Annotated in this window: 17 protein-coding genes; 11 read left to right on the forward strand and 6 right to left on the reverse strand. The window is 41.7% G+C overall.

The genetic code is table 11. From position 1 onward, the window contains the following. The first annotated feature begins 30 nt into the window (after positions 1 to 30). On the forward strand, positions 31 to 2,721 hold the full coding sequence (gene alaS, locus MuYL_RS11265; RefSeq protein WP_094570668.1) for an alanine--tRNA ligase: 2,691 nt from the start codon (positions 31 to 33) through the stop codon (positions 2,719 to 2,721). A 70-nt stretch (positions 2,722 to 2,791) separates the two neighbouring features. Here the strand turns inward: alaS and MuYL_RS23445 are convergent, their stop codons facing one another. Further along, the gene (locus MuYL_RS23445) at positions 2,792 to 3,373 is read right to left on the reverse strand and encodes a hypothetical protein (protein ID WP_170309746.1); all 582 of its coding nucleotides are present in this window, start codon (positions 3,371 to 3,373) and stop codon (positions 2,792 to 2,794) included. 146 nt (positions 3,374 to 3,519) lie between these two features. Between MuYL_RS23445 and gatB the strand changes: the two genes are divergently transcribed. From gatB to MuYL_RS11285, 3 genes are all read left to right on the forward strand, one after another. Beyond that, positions 3,520 to 4,986 (forward strand): Asp-tRNA(Asn)/Glu-tRNA(Gln) amidotransferase subunit GatB, encoded by a 1,467-nt coding sequence (gene gatB / locus MuYL_RS11275; RefSeq protein ID WP_094570669.1) that lies wholly within the window; start codon positions 3,520 to 3,522, stop codon positions 4,984 to 4,986. Between the two features lie 115 nt (positions 4,987 to 5,101). Beyond that, the gene (locus MuYL_RS11280) at positions 5,102 to 6,244 is read left to right on the forward strand and encodes a TlpA disulfide reductase family protein (protein ID WP_094570670.1); all 1,143 of its coding nucleotides are present in this window, start codon (positions 5,102 to 5,104) and stop codon (positions 6,242 to 6,244) included. Positions 6,245 to 6,321: 77 nt separating this feature from the next. Beyond that, on the forward strand, positions 6,322 to 7,011 hold the full coding sequence (locus MuYL_RS11285) for a response regulator transcription factor (protein ID WP_094570671.1): 690 nt from the start codon (positions 6,322 to 6,324) through the stop codon (positions 7,009 to 7,011). A 107-nt stretch (positions 7,012 to 7,118) separates the two neighbouring features. Here MuYL_RS11285 and dnaJ read toward each other — a convergent pair whose 3' ends face one another. The 5 genes from dnaJ to sucC form a co-directional block, all read right to left on the reverse strand. Beyond that, on the reverse strand, positions 7,119 to 8,285 hold the full coding sequence (gene dnaJ / locus MuYL_RS11290; protein WP_094570672.1) for a molecular chaperone DnaJ: 1,167 nt from the start codon (positions 8,283 to 8,285) through the stop codon (positions 7,119 to 7,121). A 114-nt stretch (positions 8,286 to 8,399) separates the two neighbouring features. Beyond that, positions 8,400 to 8,957, reverse strand: a complete 558-nt coding sequence (locus tag MuYL_RS11295; RefSeq protein WP_094572916.1) for a nucleotide exchange factor GrpE — start codon at positions 8,955 to 8,957, stop codon at positions 8,400 to 8,402. A 252-nt stretch (positions 8,958 to 9,209) separates the two neighbouring features. Continuing rightward, the gene (locus tag MuYL_RS11300; RefSeq protein WP_094570673.1) at positions 9,210 to 9,893 is read right to left on the reverse strand and encodes a cell division ATP-binding protein FtsE; all 684 of its coding nucleotides are present in this window, start codon (positions 9,891 to 9,893) and stop codon (positions 9,210 to 9,212) included. A 79-nt stretch (positions 9,894 to 9,972) separates the two neighbouring features. Continuing rightward, positions 9,973 to 10,176: a fructose-6-phosphate aldolase gene (locus MuYL_RS11305; RefSeq protein ID WP_094572917.1), complete on the reverse strand. Its 204-nt coding sequence runs from the start codon at positions 10,174 to 10,176 to the stop codon at positions 9,973 to 9,975. Positions 10,177 to 10,278: 102 nt separating this feature from the next. After that, positions 10,279 to 11,523: an ADP-forming succinate--CoA ligase subunit beta gene (sucC, locus tag MuYL_RS11310; RefSeq protein ID WP_262493686.1), complete on the reverse strand. Its 1,245-nt coding sequence runs from the start codon at positions 11,521 to 11,523 to the stop codon at positions 10,279 to 10,281. A gap of 172 nt (positions 11,524 to 11,695) precedes the next feature. On the opposite strand from sucC, the gene MuYL_RS11315 reads away from it, so the two are divergent. The 7 genes from MuYL_RS11315 to MuYL_RS11345 all read left to right on the forward strand — a co-directional run bounded on the left by MuYL_RS11315 (position 11,696) and on the right by MuYL_RS11345 (position 17,587). After that, a complete protein-coding gene (locus MuYL_RS11315; RefSeq protein WP_094570675.1) occupies positions 11,696 to 12,346 on the forward strand; it encodes an ABC transporter ATP-binding protein in 651 nt (216 codons plus the stop codon). A 7-nt stretch (positions 12,347 to 12,353) separates the two neighbouring features. Then, positions 12,354 to 12,653 carry a hypothetical protein gene (locus MuYL_RS11320; protein ID WP_094570676.1) on the forward strand — a complete coding sequence of 100 codons (300 nt, stop codon included), beginning with the start codon at positions 12,354 to 12,356 and terminating at the stop codon, positions 12,651 to 12,653. 73 nt (positions 12,654 to 12,726) lie between these two features. Further along, on the forward strand, positions 12,727 to 13,566 hold the full coding sequence (locus MuYL_RS11325; RefSeq protein WP_094570677.1) for an MBL fold metallo-hydrolase: 840 nt from the start codon (positions 12,727 to 12,729) through the stop codon (positions 13,564 to 13,566). 157 nt (positions 13,567 to 13,723) lie between these two features. Continuing rightward, positions 13,724 to 14,584: a sigma-70 family RNA polymerase sigma factor gene (locus MuYL_RS11330; protein ID WP_094570678.1), complete on the forward strand. Its 861-nt coding sequence runs from the start codon at positions 13,724 to 13,726 to the stop codon at positions 14,582 to 14,584. Between the two features lie 232 nt (positions 14,585 to 14,816). Further along, positions 14,817 to 15,035: a gliding motility-associated C-terminal domain-containing protein gene (locus MuYL_RS11335; RefSeq protein WP_157740772.1), complete on the forward strand. Its 219-nt coding sequence runs from the start codon at positions 14,817 to 14,819 to the stop codon at positions 15,033 to 15,035. A 132-nt stretch (positions 15,036 to 15,167) separates the two neighbouring features. Further along, positions 15,168 to 16,148 (forward strand): pepsin/retropepsin-like aspartic protease family protein, encoded by a 981-nt coding sequence (locus MuYL_RS11340; RefSeq protein WP_094570680.1) that lies wholly within the window; start codon positions 15,168 to 15,170, stop codon positions 16,146 to 16,148. 5 nt (positions 16,149 to 16,153) lie between these two features. After that, the gene (locus MuYL_RS11345; protein ID WP_094570681.1) at positions 16,154 to 17,587 is read left to right on the forward strand and encodes a hypothetical protein; all 1,434 of its coding nucleotides are present in this window, start codon (positions 16,154 to 16,156) and stop codon (positions 17,585 to 17,587) included. Positions 17,588 to 17,625 lie beyond the last annotated feature (38 nt).

A 17,625-nucleotide genomic window follows, 5' to 3' on the forward strand; every position in this document is an offset into this window, starting at 1 on the left:
GGTTCGTACAATAATTCTATCTTTGCACTCATGACAGCTAATGAAATTCGTAAGGCATTTCTTGATTTTTTTGCTTCAAAGGGACACACCATTGTGCCCTCAGCACCTATTGTAATAAAAAACGATCCTACGCTGATGTTTACCAACGCGGGGATGAATCAGTTTAAAGCGATATTTTTAGGCGAGGAGACGCTGAAGTTTACCCGGGCGGTTGATACGCAACGTTGTCTGCGCGTATCGGGCAAGCATAACGACCTGGAGGAAGTAGGTATTGATACCTATCACCACACCATGTTCGAGATGTTGGGCAACTGGAGCTTTGGCGACTATTTTAAAAAAGAGGCCATCGCCTGGAGCTGGGAACTACTAACTGAAGTTTATAAAATAGATAAGAGCCGCTTGTATGTGACCTATTTTGAAGGTGACGAAAAGGAAGGTTTGGAAAAAGATACCGAGACTTATAACTTCTGGAAGGAATTTGTTGCTGAAGCAAATATTCTCCCCGGAAATAAAAAAGATAACTTCTGGGAAATGGGCGAAACAGGCCCCTGCGGCCCCAGCTCTGAGATCCATTATGACAACCGCCCCGACAGTGAGCGTGCCCTTGTTGATGGCGCAACCCTGGTAAATGGCGACCACGACCAGGTAATTGAGATCTGGAATAACGTGTTTATGCAGTTTAACCGCCTTAAAGATGGTTCGCTGCAATTGCTGCCGGCCAAGCATGTGGATACGGGCATGGGCTTCGAGCGGCTGGTAAGGGTGATGCAGGGAAAAACATCGAATTACGATACGGATGTTTTTCAGCCGATGATCAGTTTTATTGCCGAAAGAAGCGGTAAGAAATATAATAGTGCTGTAAAACCCGGCAGGGAAGGCTGGAACGAGGCTGTTGCCATGCGGGTACTGGCCGATCATATCCGCGCTATCAGTTTTGCTATTGCGGATGGACAATTGCCATCAAATAATAAGGCAGGGTACGTTATCCGCCGGATCTTGCGCAGGGCTGTTAGATATTCATATCAGTACCTGGAATTTAAAGAGCCATTTTTAAACCAGCTGGTGCCTTTATTGGCTGAGCAGTTTAAAAGAGTATTTGATAATCTGTATGATCAAAAGGATTTTGTGCAGAAGGTGGTGTTGGAAGAGGAAATTAGCTTTTTAAGGACTCTTCTTTCAGGTATCAATCGCTTTAATCAAATGACGTCAGTCTTCGCTACGGCACAAACAGTAGTTAATGGAGATGGGACACAAATCCATACTCCATATAAAAATGTTGTTTCTGGAAAGAATGCCTTCGAATTGTCCGATACTTATGGGTTTCCATTAGATCTTACAGAATTAATGGCTCGCGAAAAAGGTTGGCAAGTAGATGTTAAAGGTTTTAATGAAGCCCTTCAACAACAAAAGACCCGCTCACGCGCAGCTACAGCCATTGATACCGGCGATTGGGTGGTTTTAAAGGATGATGATACCGTTGAGTTTACCGGTTATGATGAAACGGAAAGCATAGCCCATATTGTAAAATACCGCAAGGTAAAGGCAAAGGGAACAGAGCAATACCAGATAGTATTGGATAAGACCCCGTTCTATGCTGAAAGCGGCGGGCAGGTGGGCGATAAGGGTGAGCTGGTGTTCCCGGTTGGTGAGGTTATTTATGTAACCGATACCAAAAAAGAAAATGGCCTGATCGTTCATTTTACAGATAAGCTGCCGGAAGATATTGACGATGCTTTAACAGCTATTGTTGACCCTGCGCTGCGCAACCGCACCAACAGTAACCACAGCGCCACGCACTTGCTGCATGCCGCCATGAAACAGGTATTGGGGGCGCATGTAAACCAAAAAGGATCATTGGTAAATTCAGATTACCTGCGTTTTGACTTTTCGCACTTCGCAAAGGTTACGGATGATGAGCTGGCACAGATAGAAGCTATTGTTAATCAAAAAGTGCGCGAAAACATCCCGCTTAAAGAGGAGCGGAGTGTATTGTATGCAGAGGCAATCACCAGCGGCGTAACTGCCCTGTTTGGTGAAAAATATGGCGAGTACGTACGCGTAATTACCTTTGACGATGAGTTTAGCAAAGAGCTTTGCGGCGGTACGCATGTCAAAGCTACCGGCCAAATAGGTTTCTTCAAAATTATAAGTGAAAGCGCTGTAGCAGCAGGGGTAAGGCGTATTGAAGCGATTACTGGTATTGCCGCCGAAGATTATATTATTGCCCAAAATAAACTGGTGCAACATTTAAAAGAGCTGCTGAAAAACCCAAAGGACATTTCAAAAAGCGTTGAAGCTTTATTGGAAGAGAATTCAAAACTAAAAAAGGAAATTGAAAAATCGGTTCTCGAAAAATCGGCGGGGTTAAAAAATGAACTGGCTGAAAAAGCAGAGCAGATAAACGGCATTAATTTTATCGCCCAAAAAGTTCAGTTGCCAAATGCTGATGCTATAAAGAATCTTGCCTACCAGCTAAAGGATATTGTTTCAGACTTGTTCCTGGTGTTGGCAGCTGAGATTGACGGTAAGCCATCTTTGACGGTGATGATAGCAGAGAACCTTGTAAAAGAAAAGAACCTTAATGCAGGAGCGATAGTGCGCGAACTTGCCAAGGAGATAAAGGGCGGGGGAGGCGGTCAGCCGTTTTTTGCTACGGCAGGCGGCAGTGACATTAGTGGGCTTGACAAAGCATTGGAAAAAGCAAAGAGTTTTGTTGCATAAAGAAAATATTCTTCCCGGCAATACAAAAGAGAAAAACCGCCCTGTAAAGCGGTTTTTCTCTTTTTTGTGATTAATGCCCGTGACCACCACCATGTCCGCCGCCACCGCGGCCACCACCATGTTCGCCTCCGCCTGGACGGCCTCCGCCACCATGACCACCACCGCCATGGCCGCCGCGATACATTTGTCCTGTATGACGGCCATTATTTCCGTATCCACGTAAATTTCCATGAGGCCTGTTTCCATAATGGTTATAGTTGCCGCCTCCTGATCTGTAATGATCGCGAAATATAGTACCGCCCCTTTCACCGCGATGGCCTCTGTAGGCATCACGGTCGTGATAAAAATACCTGTAGGGACGCGGCCTGTTAATAGCTACTTTATATCCTGAATTTATGTCATAATCGCTATAGCGCGATGGTAAAGATGCCCGGAAAACCCAGTTTCCGCCGTTTAAATAAACATATTGATGAGTTGGTACATAATAATAACTTTCCACGTCAGGTAAATAATAATAATTTACCGAGGCGTATGCGGGTGGAGGTGTCCAGATCCCCACGTGTACCCCGACGCTAACCTGCGCTTTTGATGGAGAACTGTTAAATGCAATTACAAGGGACACAGCTAATAAATTAAAGACGAATTTTTTCATAATTAAATGTAATTTGGGTACATAAGCCAAAACACGTGCCGCTATTGCAAAATGGTATCTATTTTTCCGGTCTGTGTGGCATTAATAAGTAATAACTTTATATTTGAACGGTAGAACGGATAAAACCATCGCCGCATTTTATTTATATGATCAGTACTATAGCCGGGAAAAGCGACAAATATGAATTAGTTGTCGGGTTGGAGGTTCACGCACAGTTATCCACTTTAAGTAAAGTATTTTCGAGTGATTCTGCCGCTTTCGGCGCAGGACCCAACGAGCATATCAGTCCCATTTCCCTGGGGCATCCGGGCACTTTGCCCAAGCTTAATAAAAAAGCAGTTGAATACGCCGTAAAAATGGGGCTTGCCTGTAATTGCACCATCAACCTGCGCAATACTTTTGCACGAAAAAATTATTTTTATGCCGATTTACCTAAAGGCTACCAGATAACCCAGGATCAGATGCCCATTTGCTTAGGCGGATCGGTATTGGTAAGGTTAGCTAACGGAGCCAAAAATATCGCTATCCATCATATCCACCTGGAGGAAGATGCCGGAAAAAGCATGCACGACCAGGATCATTCAGACTCATTGATCGATTTAAACAGGGCTGGCGTTCCACTTATTGAAATAGTTACGGAGCCTGATATGCGCAGTAGTGAAGAGGCAGGACATTTTTTAACAGAGGTCCGCAAGCTGGTACGTTACCTTGATATTTGCGATGGCAATATGGAAGAGGGCAGCCTGCGCTGCGACGCCAATATTTCAGTGAGGCTTAGGGGGGCAACAACTTATGGAAACCGTTGCGAGGTAAAAAACCTTAACTCTATCCGTAATGTTCAGCGTGCTATTGAGCATGAATTTGAGCGCCAGGTTAATATTATTGAAAATGGAGGCCATATCGACCAAAATACCCTTAATTTTAATGCGGATACCGGTGAAACATCTGTACTGCGGTCAAAAGAAATGGCTAATGATTATCGTTATTTTCCTGAGCCGGATCTCACACCATTGTCATTAAACCAGGAGTATATTGATAAGGTACTGCTTACCATGCCGGTATTGCCAAACGTTCTTTATGAAAAGTACACCGCGCAGTTGGGCCTTTCTGACTATGATGCCGGTGTTATCACAGCTGACAAAGACTTCGCCCAATATTTTGAACAGCTTATTGCCAGTACAGATAACTATAAAGCTGCGGTAAACTGGCTGATGGGCCCCATAAAATCCTATTTAAATGATCATAGCCTGTCCATAACTGACTTCACCCTGAAGCCAGGAACTTTAGCGGGTCTGATAAAACTGGTTGATTCAGGAAAGATCAATAATACCGTAGCGTCGCACAAACTATTCCCGGAGCTGGTTAAACATGGTGATAAAGACGCAGCTACGCTGGCTGCTGAATTAAATTTGCTGATAAGTGCTGATAATGATGACGTGAGCAGGTTTATACAGGATGCAATCGCTAAATTTCCTGATAAAGTTATAGAGTACAAAAAAGGAAAAAAAGGCGTTTTAGGCTTGTTTATGGGCGAAATAATGAAAAGCTCGAAAGGGAAAATTGATCCGCAAAAAACAAACCAGTTATTAATTAAAGAACTGGAATCGAAATAATTTGAGGCCGGAGTTTAACGGTCATTTTAAATTTTTAATATAAGGTAAAAGCAACTATGTATATGGGCATTGATTAAAGGTCAACCGCTTATTTAAATTGATTAAAAAATATACCATGAAAAAGTATTTCATATTTTACACCATTATCCTGGTTTCATTTGTAGTGTCTTCCTGCAAAAATAAGGACGCATTTACCCTTTCGGGAACCGTGACCAACCCTGGAAGCCTAAAAAAAATATACCTGTTAGCCGCTGACAGTGCTACTGTTGCCGTTGTTGATTCGACTAATTTAAGCGACCAGGGCACGTTCCAGTTTAAGCATGTGGCACCTTATGCCAATCTGTATAAGTTAAGGGTTGGCGGGAGTATTTTTGATCTGATCGCTAAAAATGGAGATGCTATTGACTTCAGTACAAATCTTACTGATAATTCACATGCCTATAAGATTTCAGGATCGGATGATTCGGAAAAGATCAAAGAATTTAACAAGATCAGTAATTTTTATGGTGAAAAGAATGCTAAAATAACGCAGGAATATCAGGATAAAGCGCAGGCAATTGGCAAAGAATCAGATTCACTGATAAAAATATATCTGCCCATGTTTCAACGGAATATCAAAGATTACAGCACCGAGATCCTGAAGTTTGTTAATGCTAACAAAAATTCGCTTGCAGGGTTTTATGCGGCAACATCGCTGGAGGAAGGCAAGTTTGAGCCGCATCTTATTGCATACGCGGATGATATTAAAAGCAGCTTTAAAGATAATCCGGGTGTTCAAAAATTCATCAAACAAATGATGGACCTTAAGCCTGTTTCGGTGGGGCATAAGGCACCTGATTTTACCATCGCAGGTGTGGATGGTAAACCCATAAAATTGGCTGATTACAAAGGTAAATATGTGATGCTTGATTTCTGGGCATCGTGGTGTGCGCCCTGCAGGCAGGAAAATCCAAATGTGGTTAAGCAATATGCCGTATTTAAACCACTCGGATTTAATATACTTGGGATTTCGCTTGACCAGGACAAAGCTAAATGGGAGCAGGCTATAGCTGCCGATAAACTTACCTGGAGCCATGGATCTGACCTGAAAAATTTCGAGGGTCCTACAGAACGACTTTTCCATATTGAAGCGATCCCTTCAAATTTTATAATTGATCCGAACGGTGTTATCGTTGCAAAAAACGTAACAGGTACCGATCTTGAAGAGTTTTTAAATAAGACGTTTAATAAATCTCAACAAATCGTTAAAATAAAGTAACATTTAACAATTTGTTAATGTATCTTTAACCGTAATCTTCATTTGCGCACCTACTTTTACGCAAAAAATTAACGTGCATGAGTAGTTCTAACAAACAAAAAATTCTGATAGTTGACGATGAGCCTGATATTTTAGAGCTTATTGAATATAATTTGAAAAAAGAGGGCTACCAGGTTTTCCTGGCACGCAACGGGCAGGAAGCTGTTGCTGAAGCTAAAAGATCATTACCAGACTTAATTGTATTGGATATAATGATGCCAAAAATGGATGGTATTGAAGCATGCCGAATTATGCGCACAATGCCTGAGTTCAAGAATACTTTTATGGTTTTCTTGACTGCCCGCAGCGAAGAGTACTCTGAAATTGCCGGATTTAATGTAGGTGCCGATGATTATATTGCTAAACCAATAAAGCCCCGTGCTCTGGTTAGCCGCATAAACGCCATATTGCGCCGCAATGCGCCGGCAGAAGATATGACCGATAACAAGCTTGAAATAGGCGACCTGGTTATTGACCGCGAAGCTTATCTTGTTTTTCAGCGCGGTAATAAGGTTGTATTGGCAAAGAAAGAGTTTGAATTGTTATACCTGCTTGCTTCAAAACCGGGCAAAGTTTACACCCGCGAGGTGATCCTTAAAAATATTTGGGAAGATTCTGTAGTGGTTACTAACCGCACCATTGACGTTCACATCCGCAAACTGCGCGAGAAGCTTGGCGATGACTGTGTTGCAACTGTAAAAGGAGTGGGGTACAAATTTGAAGCTTAACAACTACACATTTTGATAAAACAAAAGCGGGCGTAAATTATTTGCGCCCGCTTTTGTTTTTGTATGATGATTTTGGGTTCCTAACCCTTTGCTTTTAAGCTTTTCCTTTATTCAAAGTATTCCTTCATCCGTTCAAAAAAGCTTTTCTCGTTTTTGCCCGGATTTGGTTTAAAGTTTGGAGAACTCTGCAATTTTTCAAGCAGTTCGCGTTCTTCACGGCTCAGTGCTTTTGGCGTCCAGATGTTGATATGTACAAGTTGATCGCCGCGGCGGTACGAATTCACTTCAGGTACGCCTTTACTTTTTAGGCGAAGGATTTTACCTCCCTGGGTACCTGCATCTATTTTAATTTTAACCTTACCGTCAATGGTTGGCACTTCAACGCTGGTTCCTAAAGTGGCGTCAACAAAGTTTACGTGCAAGTCGTAGATCACATTGTTGCCATCGCGTTTTAGTGTTTCATGCGGAATCTCCTCAATCAGTATAATCAGGTCTCCGGGTACACCGCCGCGTGGCGCAGCATTTCCCTTACCGCCCATGCTTAGTTGCATGCCTTCGCTTACGCCCGCAGGGATGTTGATGGTAATAGTTTCTTCACCGCGTACAACGCCGTCGCCATGGCATACCGTACATTTTGACAGTATGGTTGAGCCTTCGCCGTTACAGGTAGGGCAGGTGCTGGTAGTCTGCATCTGGCCAAGTATAGTATTGGTTACCCTGCGCACAGCGCCGGAACCACCGCATGTTTTACAGGTTTGGAACGATGCTTTATCTTTTGCGCCGCTGCCATCGCAGGTTTTACATACAATTTGTTTGTTTACCTTAATTTTCTTTTCGGCGCCATTGGCAATTTCTTCAAGGGTTAACCTTACTTTAATACGCAGGTTGCTGCCGCGGGCTACCCTTCGGCCGCCGGCGCTGCCGCCTTGTCTTCCGCCGCCAAAAAAGCCTTCAAACGGACTACCCCCGCCAAATATGTCACCAAACTGGCTGAATATGTCATTCATATCCATACCGCCGCCGCCATAGCCGCCACCGTTGGCAGAATGTGCATTGGCTGCATGGCCAAATTGGTCATACCGCTGCCGTTTTTCAGGATTACTTAAAACTTCGTATGCTTCTGCCGCTTCTTTAAACTTATCTTCGGCAGCTTTGTCCCCCTGGTTCTTGTCAGGGTGGTACTTGATCGCCATTTTGCGATAAGCTTTTTTTATCTCATCAGCATCAGCGCCTTTTGCTACGCCCAATATATCGTAGTAATCTCTTTTAGACATTTTTTTATTGTTTCGGAATTCGAATTTACTATTATTTCAGATTTTGGATTTTTTATATGGATAATCAAATTCGATTTTTAGCCCCGAAGTTGAAATTTCCAAATCCGAAATCAATTACGCTCCTACTATTACTTTAGCAAAACGTACCACCCGGTCATTAAGGAAATAACCTTTTTCCATTTCATCAACTACTTTGCCTTTAAGGTCATCAGTAGGCGCAGGGATATTGGTGATCGCTTCCTGTAGTTCAGGGTCAAACGGGGAACCTATTGACTCCATTTCTTTCAGGCCTTTTTGCGCTAATGCGTTTTTTAACTTGTTTTGGATCAATGTAACACCTTCTTTAACCGGGGCAATATCGGCAGCAGTTTCCATAGCCTTTAATGCGCGCTCAAAATCATCTAATACAGGCAGTAATGAAACGATAACGTCTTTACCTTCCAGTTTTCTTGCTTCTTCGCGTTCTTTTATAGTGCGCCTCCTGAAATTATCAAATTCAGCATATAAACGCAGGTATTTGTCATTTGCTAGCGATAACTCTTCTTTGAGTGTATCTACAGGTGAAGGTGCATTTTCGGCAGCCTGTTCATCTATTTCCTGCCCGGCGCCATCAAGTGTACCATTTATATCTTCAGTGTTTTCTGAATCTTCTTTCTTTTTTTTCTTCAACATATCGTTAAAATTCATAGCTAATAGTGCCAATCAAGTATCCTGCCACAGGCATAAAGGCGACATCGTGTCAGAGCTTTTTGAGTAAAATGTAAATTGTGACACTGTTTTAGTGGCAGAGTTTTAATTAGTGGCAGTAATAGCTTTAGGTAAACGGATTAGCTGTGTTAACGGTAATTCTAAAAAAGAAGGGTATGTAACCATATAATCAAATTATTGACTGCTATTGCCACTTACCGTTACTACTTATTTTATTCAGGCAATTTTCACGTCTTCCAAAACTTTGCCATTTTCGCATTTAATAATACGGGACGGAAAAGTACGGATGATATGATAATCATGCGTGGCTATAATTACGGAAGTGCCTGATTGGCTAATCTGTTTTAACAGCAGTACAATTTCTTCAGAGGTATCGGGGTCAAGGTTGCCGGTTGGCTCATCAGCCAGAATAATTTCAGGGTCGTTAAGTAAGGCCCGGGCTATAACCACCCGTTGCTGCTCACCGCCTGATAGCTCATGCGGCATTTTTTTCAATTTGGAGCGTAATCCTACTTTTTCCAAAACATCCAGTGCGCGGTCTGAGATTAATTTTTTATCCGTCCAGCCGGTTGCGCGCATCACAAACTGGAGGTTTTGCTCCACTGTACGATCGGTCAGTAGTTGAAAATCCTGGAAAACTATTCCAAGCTTGCGGCGTAAAAAAGGCACGTCGTTGCTTTTAAGATGGTTCAGGTCATAACTGCACGCATACCCTGAACCTGTATTGATATTCAGGTCGCCGTAAATAACTTTCAGTAAACTACTTTTACCTGAACCAGTTTGCCCTATAAGCCAAACAAAATCCCCTTTATTAATATGCAGGTTAACGTTTGACAGCACCAGGTGTGCCTGCTGAAAAACATCAACGTTGTTTAGCTTTATAATGGAATTTTCAATCATATCTTTCGGTTCACTGGTTTGATTGGTTCAATCGCCAAATATAGTTAACCTCTAATTAACTAATCGCTGATTAACTCCATCAAAGTTCTAATTTAAGGATCTGCCCGAAAGGCAGATCCTTAATAATATTCATAATATATTCTGTTTTATCCTGAAGCCCTACTTTATCCAGCGATTTATCAGGCCTGTCCACTCTGAAATAAGCAAGCAATGTAAACTTATCATCCCTTAACTGTACGTAATCAGGTATTTTGGCAACGCCTTTAACTTTAATTATATACATATTTTCAGGTCCATGGACCATGGTCGATAGTCCATGGTTTGTATTGTTTAATAGTTCAAAGTTAGATAAACCATTGACTATGGTCCATCGACTATAGACTTTCTATAATGCCAACACTTCTTTAACCCGCTCAGCTGCTTCTTTAAGTAAAATAGCTGAGTAAACTTTTAAGCCCGAGTCGTCAATTAGTTTTTTAGCTTCAACAGCGTTTGTTCCCTGTAAGCGAACTATAATTGGAACCGGGATATTACCGATTTCGTGGTAGGCATCAATAACACCTTGTGCAACACGGTCGCAACGTACTATACCGCCAAATATATTAATCAGGATGGCTTTAACGTTTGGATCTTTTAATATGATGTTGAACGCTGCTTTTACAGTTTCTGCATTGGCCGTACCGCCAACATCCAAAAAGTTGGCAGGCTCGCCACCGGCAATTTTAATAATGTCCATTGTTGCCATGGCTAAACCTGCACCATTAACCATACAGCCAACGTTGCCGTCGAGCTTTACAAAGTTTAGGTTTGATTTGCTGGCTTCCACTTCCATCGGGTCCTCTTCGGCAACATCGCGCATTGCAGCATAATCCGGGTGGCGGAATAATGCGTTGTCATCAAGGTTTACCTTGGCGTCAACAGCAAGTATTTTGTTGTCAGATGTTTTTAATACCGGGTTAATCTCAAATTGAGATGAATCAGTAGCATCATATGCCTTATATAAGGCGGTGATAAATTTCACCATATCCTTAAAAGCGTCGCCTGAGAGACCAAGGTTAAAGGCTATTTTACGTGCCTGGAAACCCTGTAAGCCTACTTTAGGATCAATTTCTTCTTTATGGATGCGCTCTGGTGTTGAGTGTGCAACTTCTTCAATATCCATACCGCCTTCGGTTGAATACATGATTATGTTACGGCCCTTTGCACGGTCAAGTAGCACGCTTATATAAAATTCTTTTGTTTCGCTTTCGCCCGGATAATAAACATCCTGTGCTACCAGCACTTTGCTCACCAGCTTGCCTTCGGGGCCGGTTTGAGGGGTAATCAATTGCATGCCCAATATATTGGTTGCTCTTTCTTTTACCTCTTCTAAGTTCTTAGCTAATTTTACACCGCCGCCTTTTCCGCGGCCACCAGCGTGAATCTGCGCTTTTATTACCACCCAATCCGAGCCGTAATCTTCTTTCATTTTTTTTGCAGCTTCAACAGCCTGTTCAACGCTGTCGGCAACTATGCCTTCCTGAACCCTAACGCCAAAGCTTTTTAATATGGCCTTACCTTGATATTCGTGAATATTCATGTTTTGTGAAGAATTTGCGGTAAATCTACGATTTTGTTTGAGATTAGTGATTAGAGACCAGCGAATAGAAATTAGTTTTTTACTTTAGGGTGAGTAAAGATTTATGGAGCAATACAAATGCTTTAATAGACACAGTTATGCCGATCCGCTGTTAAAAAGGTAAATGGTATAATTTTTTTTCTGCTAATCGCTAATCTCTAATGTCTAATCTCTAAATTCGCCCATGCTCAAAGCTAAAAATATCCATAAATCATACGGGCAATTGCAGATTTTGAAAGGCGTTGACCTCGAAGTGGGCCAGGGCGAAATTGTAACCATTGTTGGTGCTTCAGGCGCCGGGAAAAGTACTTTGCTGAATATTTTAGGCACTTTAGACAGGCCTGACAGCGGAAAACTCTATATAGATAATGCCGAAGTTGGCGGCTTGAATAATAAAAGCTTAAGCGCGTTCCGTAACCAGCGGATAGGGTTTATCTTTCAGTTCCATCATTTGCTTGGCGAATTTGATGCTATTGAAAATGTTTGTATCCCGGCTTTTATTGCCGGCACCGCGCGCAAGGAAGCAGAAGGCAGGGCAACTGAATTGTTACAATTACTTGGCTTGGGCGACAGGCTAAACCATAAACCAAATGAACTTTCGGGCGGCGAGCAGCAACGGGTGGCTGTGGCCAGGGCCCTGATCAATAACCCATCCATCATCTTCGCCGACGAACCATCAGGGAACCTCGATTCGGCCAATTCCCTTGATCTGCATAAACTGTTCATCAGCCTGCGTAAGGAGTTTAACCAAACTTTTGTAATAGTTACCCACAACCAGGACCTGGCCGATATGAGCGATCGTGTTGTATCAATGAAAGATGGTTTGATAGTTTAATTGCCTAATGAAAATACTTATCACCGCAGCCAGCTCTGCTGAAGCTCACAAGCTTAAGAACCAGCTAAACACTGACCATGTTTTATTAGGCGATTATTTGGAGTTGCCTGACTTTATGTTGAAAAATGCCAATATGCTGAAGCTGCCCAATCCGGCTTCACCGTCTTATACCCACGAAATGCTCACTTTATGCCTGGATAAGGAAGTTAATAAAGTTTATGCGTTAAAAGATGATGAGTTTGCAAATTTACTTAAAGCAGTGCAGTTGTTTAATGAATACGGAATTGAAGTAGTTCAAAGTTCATAGTTGACAGTTCATTGCAATTTGTTTTACTTTGCTTACTGTATGTGGAAGCCGTTTCGGCTATAAACTGTCAACTATGAACTTATATACAATAGATACCGGGTTTTTTAAATTAGATGGTGGGGCCATGTTTGGTGTTGTGCCAAAAACTATATGGAGTAAAAGCAATCCCGCTGATGAAAATAACCTTTGTACCTGGGCCATGCGCTGTTTGCTGATAGCTGATGCAGGCCGGTTAATTTTGGTTGATACAGGGATAGGCAACAAGCAGGATCAGAAATTTTTTAGTCACTACTATTTGCATGGCGATGCAACAATGGACAAGTCATTGGCCAAATTTGGTTTTCACCGCAATGATATCACCGACGTATTTTTAACTCATTTGCATTTTGATCACGTTGGTGGGGCCGTAGAAAGGGAAGATGATAAATTATTGCCTGCATTTAAAAATGCAACGTACTGGAGCAATGAGAGGCATTGGGATTGGGCCGTTAACCCCAATGAACGTGAAAAAGCTTCGTTTTTAAAGGAAAATATTTTACCCATACAAGAGAGCGGACAACTAAAGTTTATAGCTGCCGAAGACGGCGTAAAGTTTACTGATCATATTGACATCCGGTTTGTTTACGGGCATACAGATGCGATGATGCTGCCACTGATGAACTACAACGGCAAATCTGTTTTATATATGGCTGATCTTCTGCCATCAACCGGGCATATACCGCTGCCTTATGTAATGGCTTATGATATGTTTCCCCTTCAAACGCTCAATGAAAAAAAACTTTTTTTAAATGAAGCAGTTGAAAAAAATTATATCTTGTACCTCGAACACGATCCGGTTAATGAGTGTTGTACACTTCAGCAAACTGAAAAAGGGATCAGGCTTAAAGAAACTTTTAACCTTGATTGTATATGAGAACAAGAGGCAATATCCCGCAAAATAATTCAATAAATACAGCACGATCAGTAAAATGTAAATATTTTATTATTTAAGCATAACCGAAAAATTTTTGTAACAAAATCATACCTTTGCACGTTCATTTCTAAAATAAGAATCGAGGTTAATAAATTAGATGAGACAACTCAAAATAACCCAATCAATTACCAATCGTGAGTCGCAATCACTTGATAAATACCTGCACGAAATTGGTAAAGTTGACCTGATAACAGCCGAAGAAGAAGTAATATTAGCGCAGAAGATAAGGGAGGGTGACCAGGCTGCATTAGAGCGCTTAACAAAAACCAACCTTCGCTTTGTGGTTTCTGTAGCTAAACAATATCAAAACCAGGGCTTAACCCTGGGCGATTTAATAAATGAAGGTAACTTAGGTTTAATAAAGGCCGCAAAACGCTTTGATGAAACCAAAGGTTTTAAATTTATATCATACGCCGTTTGGTGGATTCGTCAGTCAATTTTGCAGGCTATTGCCGAGCAATCACGTATTGTACGTTTGCCGTTAAATCAGGTAGGCTCATTAAGTAAAATAAGCAAAGCATTTTCAAAGCTTGAGCAGGAATATGAGCGTGAGCCATCGCCGGAAGAATTGGCTGACATGCTGGAGACCACGGTTGATAAAATATCAGACACGCTGAGCAATTCAGGCCGTCATGTATCAATGGATGCCCCTTTTGTGCAGGGTGAAGAAAATACCCTGCTTGATGTATTGGAGAACCAGGAACCAAATACCGATTCAATTTTAATTAACGAATCGTTATCAGAAGAAATTAAACGTTCACTTTCAACACTTACGGAACGTGAACGCGAAATCATTGTGTTGTTCTTCGGTTTAGGTACCAATCATCCGCTGTCGCTGGAAGAAATAGGCGAGAAGTTTAACCTTACCCGTGAGCGCGTACGGCAGATAAAAGATAAAGCGCTGCAACGCCTGCGTCATACCTCAAGAAGCAAAATCCTGAAATCATATTTAGGATAATAAATTTTATTACATTAATTGTAACGAGAGAAGAACCGGAAGAAATTCCGGTTTTTTTTTACCTGTTCTTTTGGGGTTTTCTATCCCGGCGCTTACTTTTAATTGAGATCCCATTTGTTCAAGATGATAATCTATCGATTTTAACGCCTGTAACCAGCGCTCTTAATGATATTACCTACACACTGCACGGGCGATCTACCGGAAATTGCGGCGAACAAACCAGCAATGTCTTGTGAAGGTGTATAAGGTGCTGACCATAGTCGACAGCTTTTCGCCTAATGGCGACGGTATAAATGATTGCTGGTATATTAAAAATATAGATAATTATCCGAAAGCGGATGTCAGTGTTTTTAGCAGGTACGGCCAGCGTGTGTTTCAAAGTATTGGTTACAGCAAACCCTGGGACGGCCGGTTTAACGGGGCATACCTGCCCGCCGGAACTTACTATTAGATTGTTGACCCCAAAGATAGCTATGTGCCCAAACAAACGGGTTTGGTTTTTATCGTCAGGTGATTTTCTGATATTTTTTGCCTTCGCTGTAACTATACCGCCCGAAAGGTGGTCTATTAGGTACAATAGCAGATGCGCAAACTTTTCGTCATATGGTCAATTTTAATGCTGTCATGGAGCTTTATAGCACAGGCTGATGAGAATATTGCAATCGGTAATATCAAGTTTAAAACCGTCGCCCGAAATCGTTATCCCGATCCGGCACCTTTCGCTGATTTTAACACCTTAGTGGTACCTATAAAAAGGGCTGGTAACCTGATAATTGTTGAAGCGCAGGTGGATACAATGGAGGGCAATTTTATTTTGGATACAGGTGCTCCAAACCTGGTTTTAAATGAAACTTATTTCAGGTACCTCCCAAACGTTGGCGACCAGGAAGCCGGTGGCATCAATGGTTTGTCATCCGGAGCATTTACAACATACATTCATAACTTTAAAATCCTTGATCTTCAATATAGTCGCCTTACAGCACAAGTTACTGATCTCTCATTTATAGAAAATGGAAGAAATATAAAGGTGCTTGGTTTATTGGGTACAGGGCTGTTTTTAAAATTTGCCATTACTATTGATCTTTTTCACAATGTTCTTTATATTCAAAAGGTGGATAAAACTGGTAATATTCCTCAGAATGAACGCATTTTTCATGACCGTTTATTAACAAGCCCATTCCGTTATTTAAATGATGTTATTTTTTTGAAAAGCAACGTTAACAATAATCCTTTATGGCTGGCATTTGATACCGCCGCCGAAACCAATCTCCTGGACTATGACCGGTCAAAAAAAACACTATCCTCCATGCAGGTAATTGGTCGCACAAAATTAACAGGAGTGGGTGGCTCAACTTTTGAGGTGTTATATACCAGCTTTGATCGCTTAACCGTAGGCGACCACACTTTTGTGAAAAACAGAGCCCTTGTGACCAATCTTGAGAAAATGGGTAAAGCATACGGCTATACAGTTGACGGTATTTTAGGATACGATTTTTTTTCGAGAGGGATATTTACTATCAACTTCGTAAAAAAGGAATTTGAAATGTACATTTATAACAATTAATAACGATGCGCAACAGCAGGAGTGTTTTGGTGGCTTTTGTATTGCTTTTAAGCAGTATGAAACTTGCTGTTGCCCAAAATCAAAATATCCTGTTTGTTGACCGCGACCATTTAATCCTGCAGTTAGACCTTAAATCGCCTGGAAAACAATTAGACAGTATTCTGAAAATTGCCGGACTAAGTAATTCAAGCACTGGAAAGGTTTTAAAAGGCGATTTTACAGAAATCAGCAAAGATGGATGGAACATGACCGAACGTAAGGGGAATGTGATCCGCTTCGATAGATCCTTAACAGATTTAAATTATAACCCGCAAAGCACACCTTATGAAGTAACCACCAGGCTCCCAAACTTTGAGGGGAGATCAGGTTATCCGGCCCCGGTTGAATATGGGGTTAACCGATATGCAAAGATGACCGTATTTGGGCTGTCGTCTGGCTTAACCCGGTTTATTCTGCCCGGTTACACCCGGGCGAGAAGAGTCTTTTTGTCGGGGAGTTTTAATAACTGGAGCACACTCCGCGGCGCAATGAGAAAAGTAGGCGGCGGCTGGATAATTGATGTTAAGCTTGAAGCCGGTGTTTATGAATATAAGTACATTGTTGACGGGCGTTGGACAACCGACCCTAACAATCTGCTGCGGGTTGATGATGGGGCGGGTAACACCAACTCGGTGTTCTTTAAATACAATTATACATTAAAACTACCCGGATATTCATCCGCACGCAAAGTCGTCGTGGCCGGCGATTTTAATAAATGGAATGAGGATGAACTGGTGCTGGAAAAAAGGGGAAGTGCCTGGGAAAAGCAACTTTACTTAAGCGATGGCAGGCATGTGTATCATTTTTTGGTGGACGGCAGGTGGATAGCTGATCCGGCAAACCCGAATAAATTAAAAGACGAGGGCGGAAATGCTAGCTCTGTTTTAAATCTGGGCGAGAAAATTGTTTTTAAACTGAATGGTTATAAAAATGCAAGAAAGCTCTTTTTAGCCGGTGATTTTAATGACTGGAAGCCAGATGAGATCAGCCTTAACAAGACTATTGACGGGTGGATGGTTAAATTGACACTTCCAGCAGGTGATTATCAATATAAGTTTATTGTTGATGGTAATTGGATTACTGACCCGGCAAACCCGCACTATGCTTTTGAAAACGGTGAGCGCAATTCATTTGTAGCAGCTAAACCGAATTATACTTTTAAATTAAAAGGTTATCCGGGCGAAAAAAATATTACACTTAATGGCAATTTTAACAATTGGGATGAAAATGGCTACACAATGGCACACCAGGGCGATGAATGGGTGATAAATTTTTATCTTAAGCCGGGCAAATATTTATATAAATTTAAGGTTGGTGATAAGTTGATCCTTGATCCCGGCAATAAACTGTGGGAGAGAAATGAATATAATACAGGTAACTCCGTTTTGTGGATAGAATAAAAGGGAAACAGGCTACTTTTAATAGCTAATAAAGTTAG

It is taken from the genome of Mucilaginibacter xinganensis (genome assembly GCF_002257585.1).
GTDB lineage: Bacteria > Bacteroidota > Bacteroidia > Sphingobacteriales > Sphingobacteriaceae > Mucilaginibacter > Mucilaginibacter xinganensis.

What these genes read in the sequence shown, in the direction of transcription:
- MuYL_RS11345 (WP_094570681.1), top strand. Translation starts at nt 16,154, where the DNA reads ATGCGCAACAGCAGGAGTGTTTTGGTGGCTTTTGTATTGCTTTTAAGC.
- alaS (WP_094570668.1), top strand. Translation starts at nt 31, where the DNA reads ATGACAGCTAATGAAATTCGTAAGGCATTTCTTGATTTTTTTGCTTCA.
- MuYL_RS11325 (WP_094570677.1), top strand. Translation starts at nt 12,727, where the DNA reads ATGAACTTATATACAATAGATACCGGGTTTTTTAAATTAGATGGTGGG.
- MuYL_RS11295 (WP_094572916.1), bottom strand. Translation starts at nt 8,957, where the DNA reads ATGTTGAAGAAAAAAAAGAAAGAAGATTCAGAAAACACTGAAGATATA.
- dnaJ (WP_094570672.1), bottom strand. Translation starts at nt 8,285, where the DNA reads ATGTCTAAAAGAGATTACTACGATATATTGGGCGTAGCAAAAGGCGCT.
- MuYL_RS11330 (WP_094570678.1), top strand. Translation starts at nt 13,724, where the DNA reads ATGAGACAACTCAAAATAACCCAATCAATTACCAATCGTGAGTCGCAA.
- MuYL_RS11320 (WP_094570676.1), top strand. Translation starts at nt 12,354, where the DNA reads ATGAAAATACTTATCACCGCAGCCAGCTCTGCTGAAGCTCACAAGCTT.
- gatB (WP_094570669.1), top strand. Translation starts at nt 3,520, where the DNA reads ATGATCAGTACTATAGCCGGGAAAAGCGACAAATATGAATTAGTTGTC.
- MuYL_RS23445 (WP_170309746.1), bottom strand. Translation starts at nt 3,373, where the DNA reads ATGAAAAAATTCGTCTTTAATTTATTAGCTGTGTCCCTTGTAATTGCA.
- MuYL_RS11280 (WP_094570670.1), top strand. Translation starts at nt 5,102, where the DNA reads ATGAAAAAGTATTTCATATTTTACACCATTATCCTGGTTTCATTTGTA.
- MuYL_RS11300 (WP_094570673.1), bottom strand. Translation starts at nt 9,893, where the DNA reads ATGATTGAAAATTCCATTATAAAGCTAAACAACGTTGATGTTTTTCAG.
- MuYL_RS11285 (WP_094570671.1), top strand. Translation starts at nt 6,322, where the DNA reads ATGAGTAGTTCTAACAAACAAAAAATTCTGATAGTTGACGATGAGCCT.
- MuYL_RS11305 (WP_094572917.1), bottom strand. Translation starts at nt 10,176, where the DNA reads ATGTATATAATTAAAGTTAAAGGCGTTGCCAAAATACCTGATTACGTA.
- MuYL_RS11315 (WP_094570675.1), top strand. Translation starts at nt 11,696, where the DNA reads ATGCTCAAAGCTAAAAATATCCATAAATCATACGGGCAATTGCAGATT.
- MuYL_RS11340 (WP_094570680.1), top strand. Translation starts at nt 15,168, where the DNA reads ATGCGCAAACTTTTCGTCATATGGTCAATTTTAATGCTGTCATGGAGC.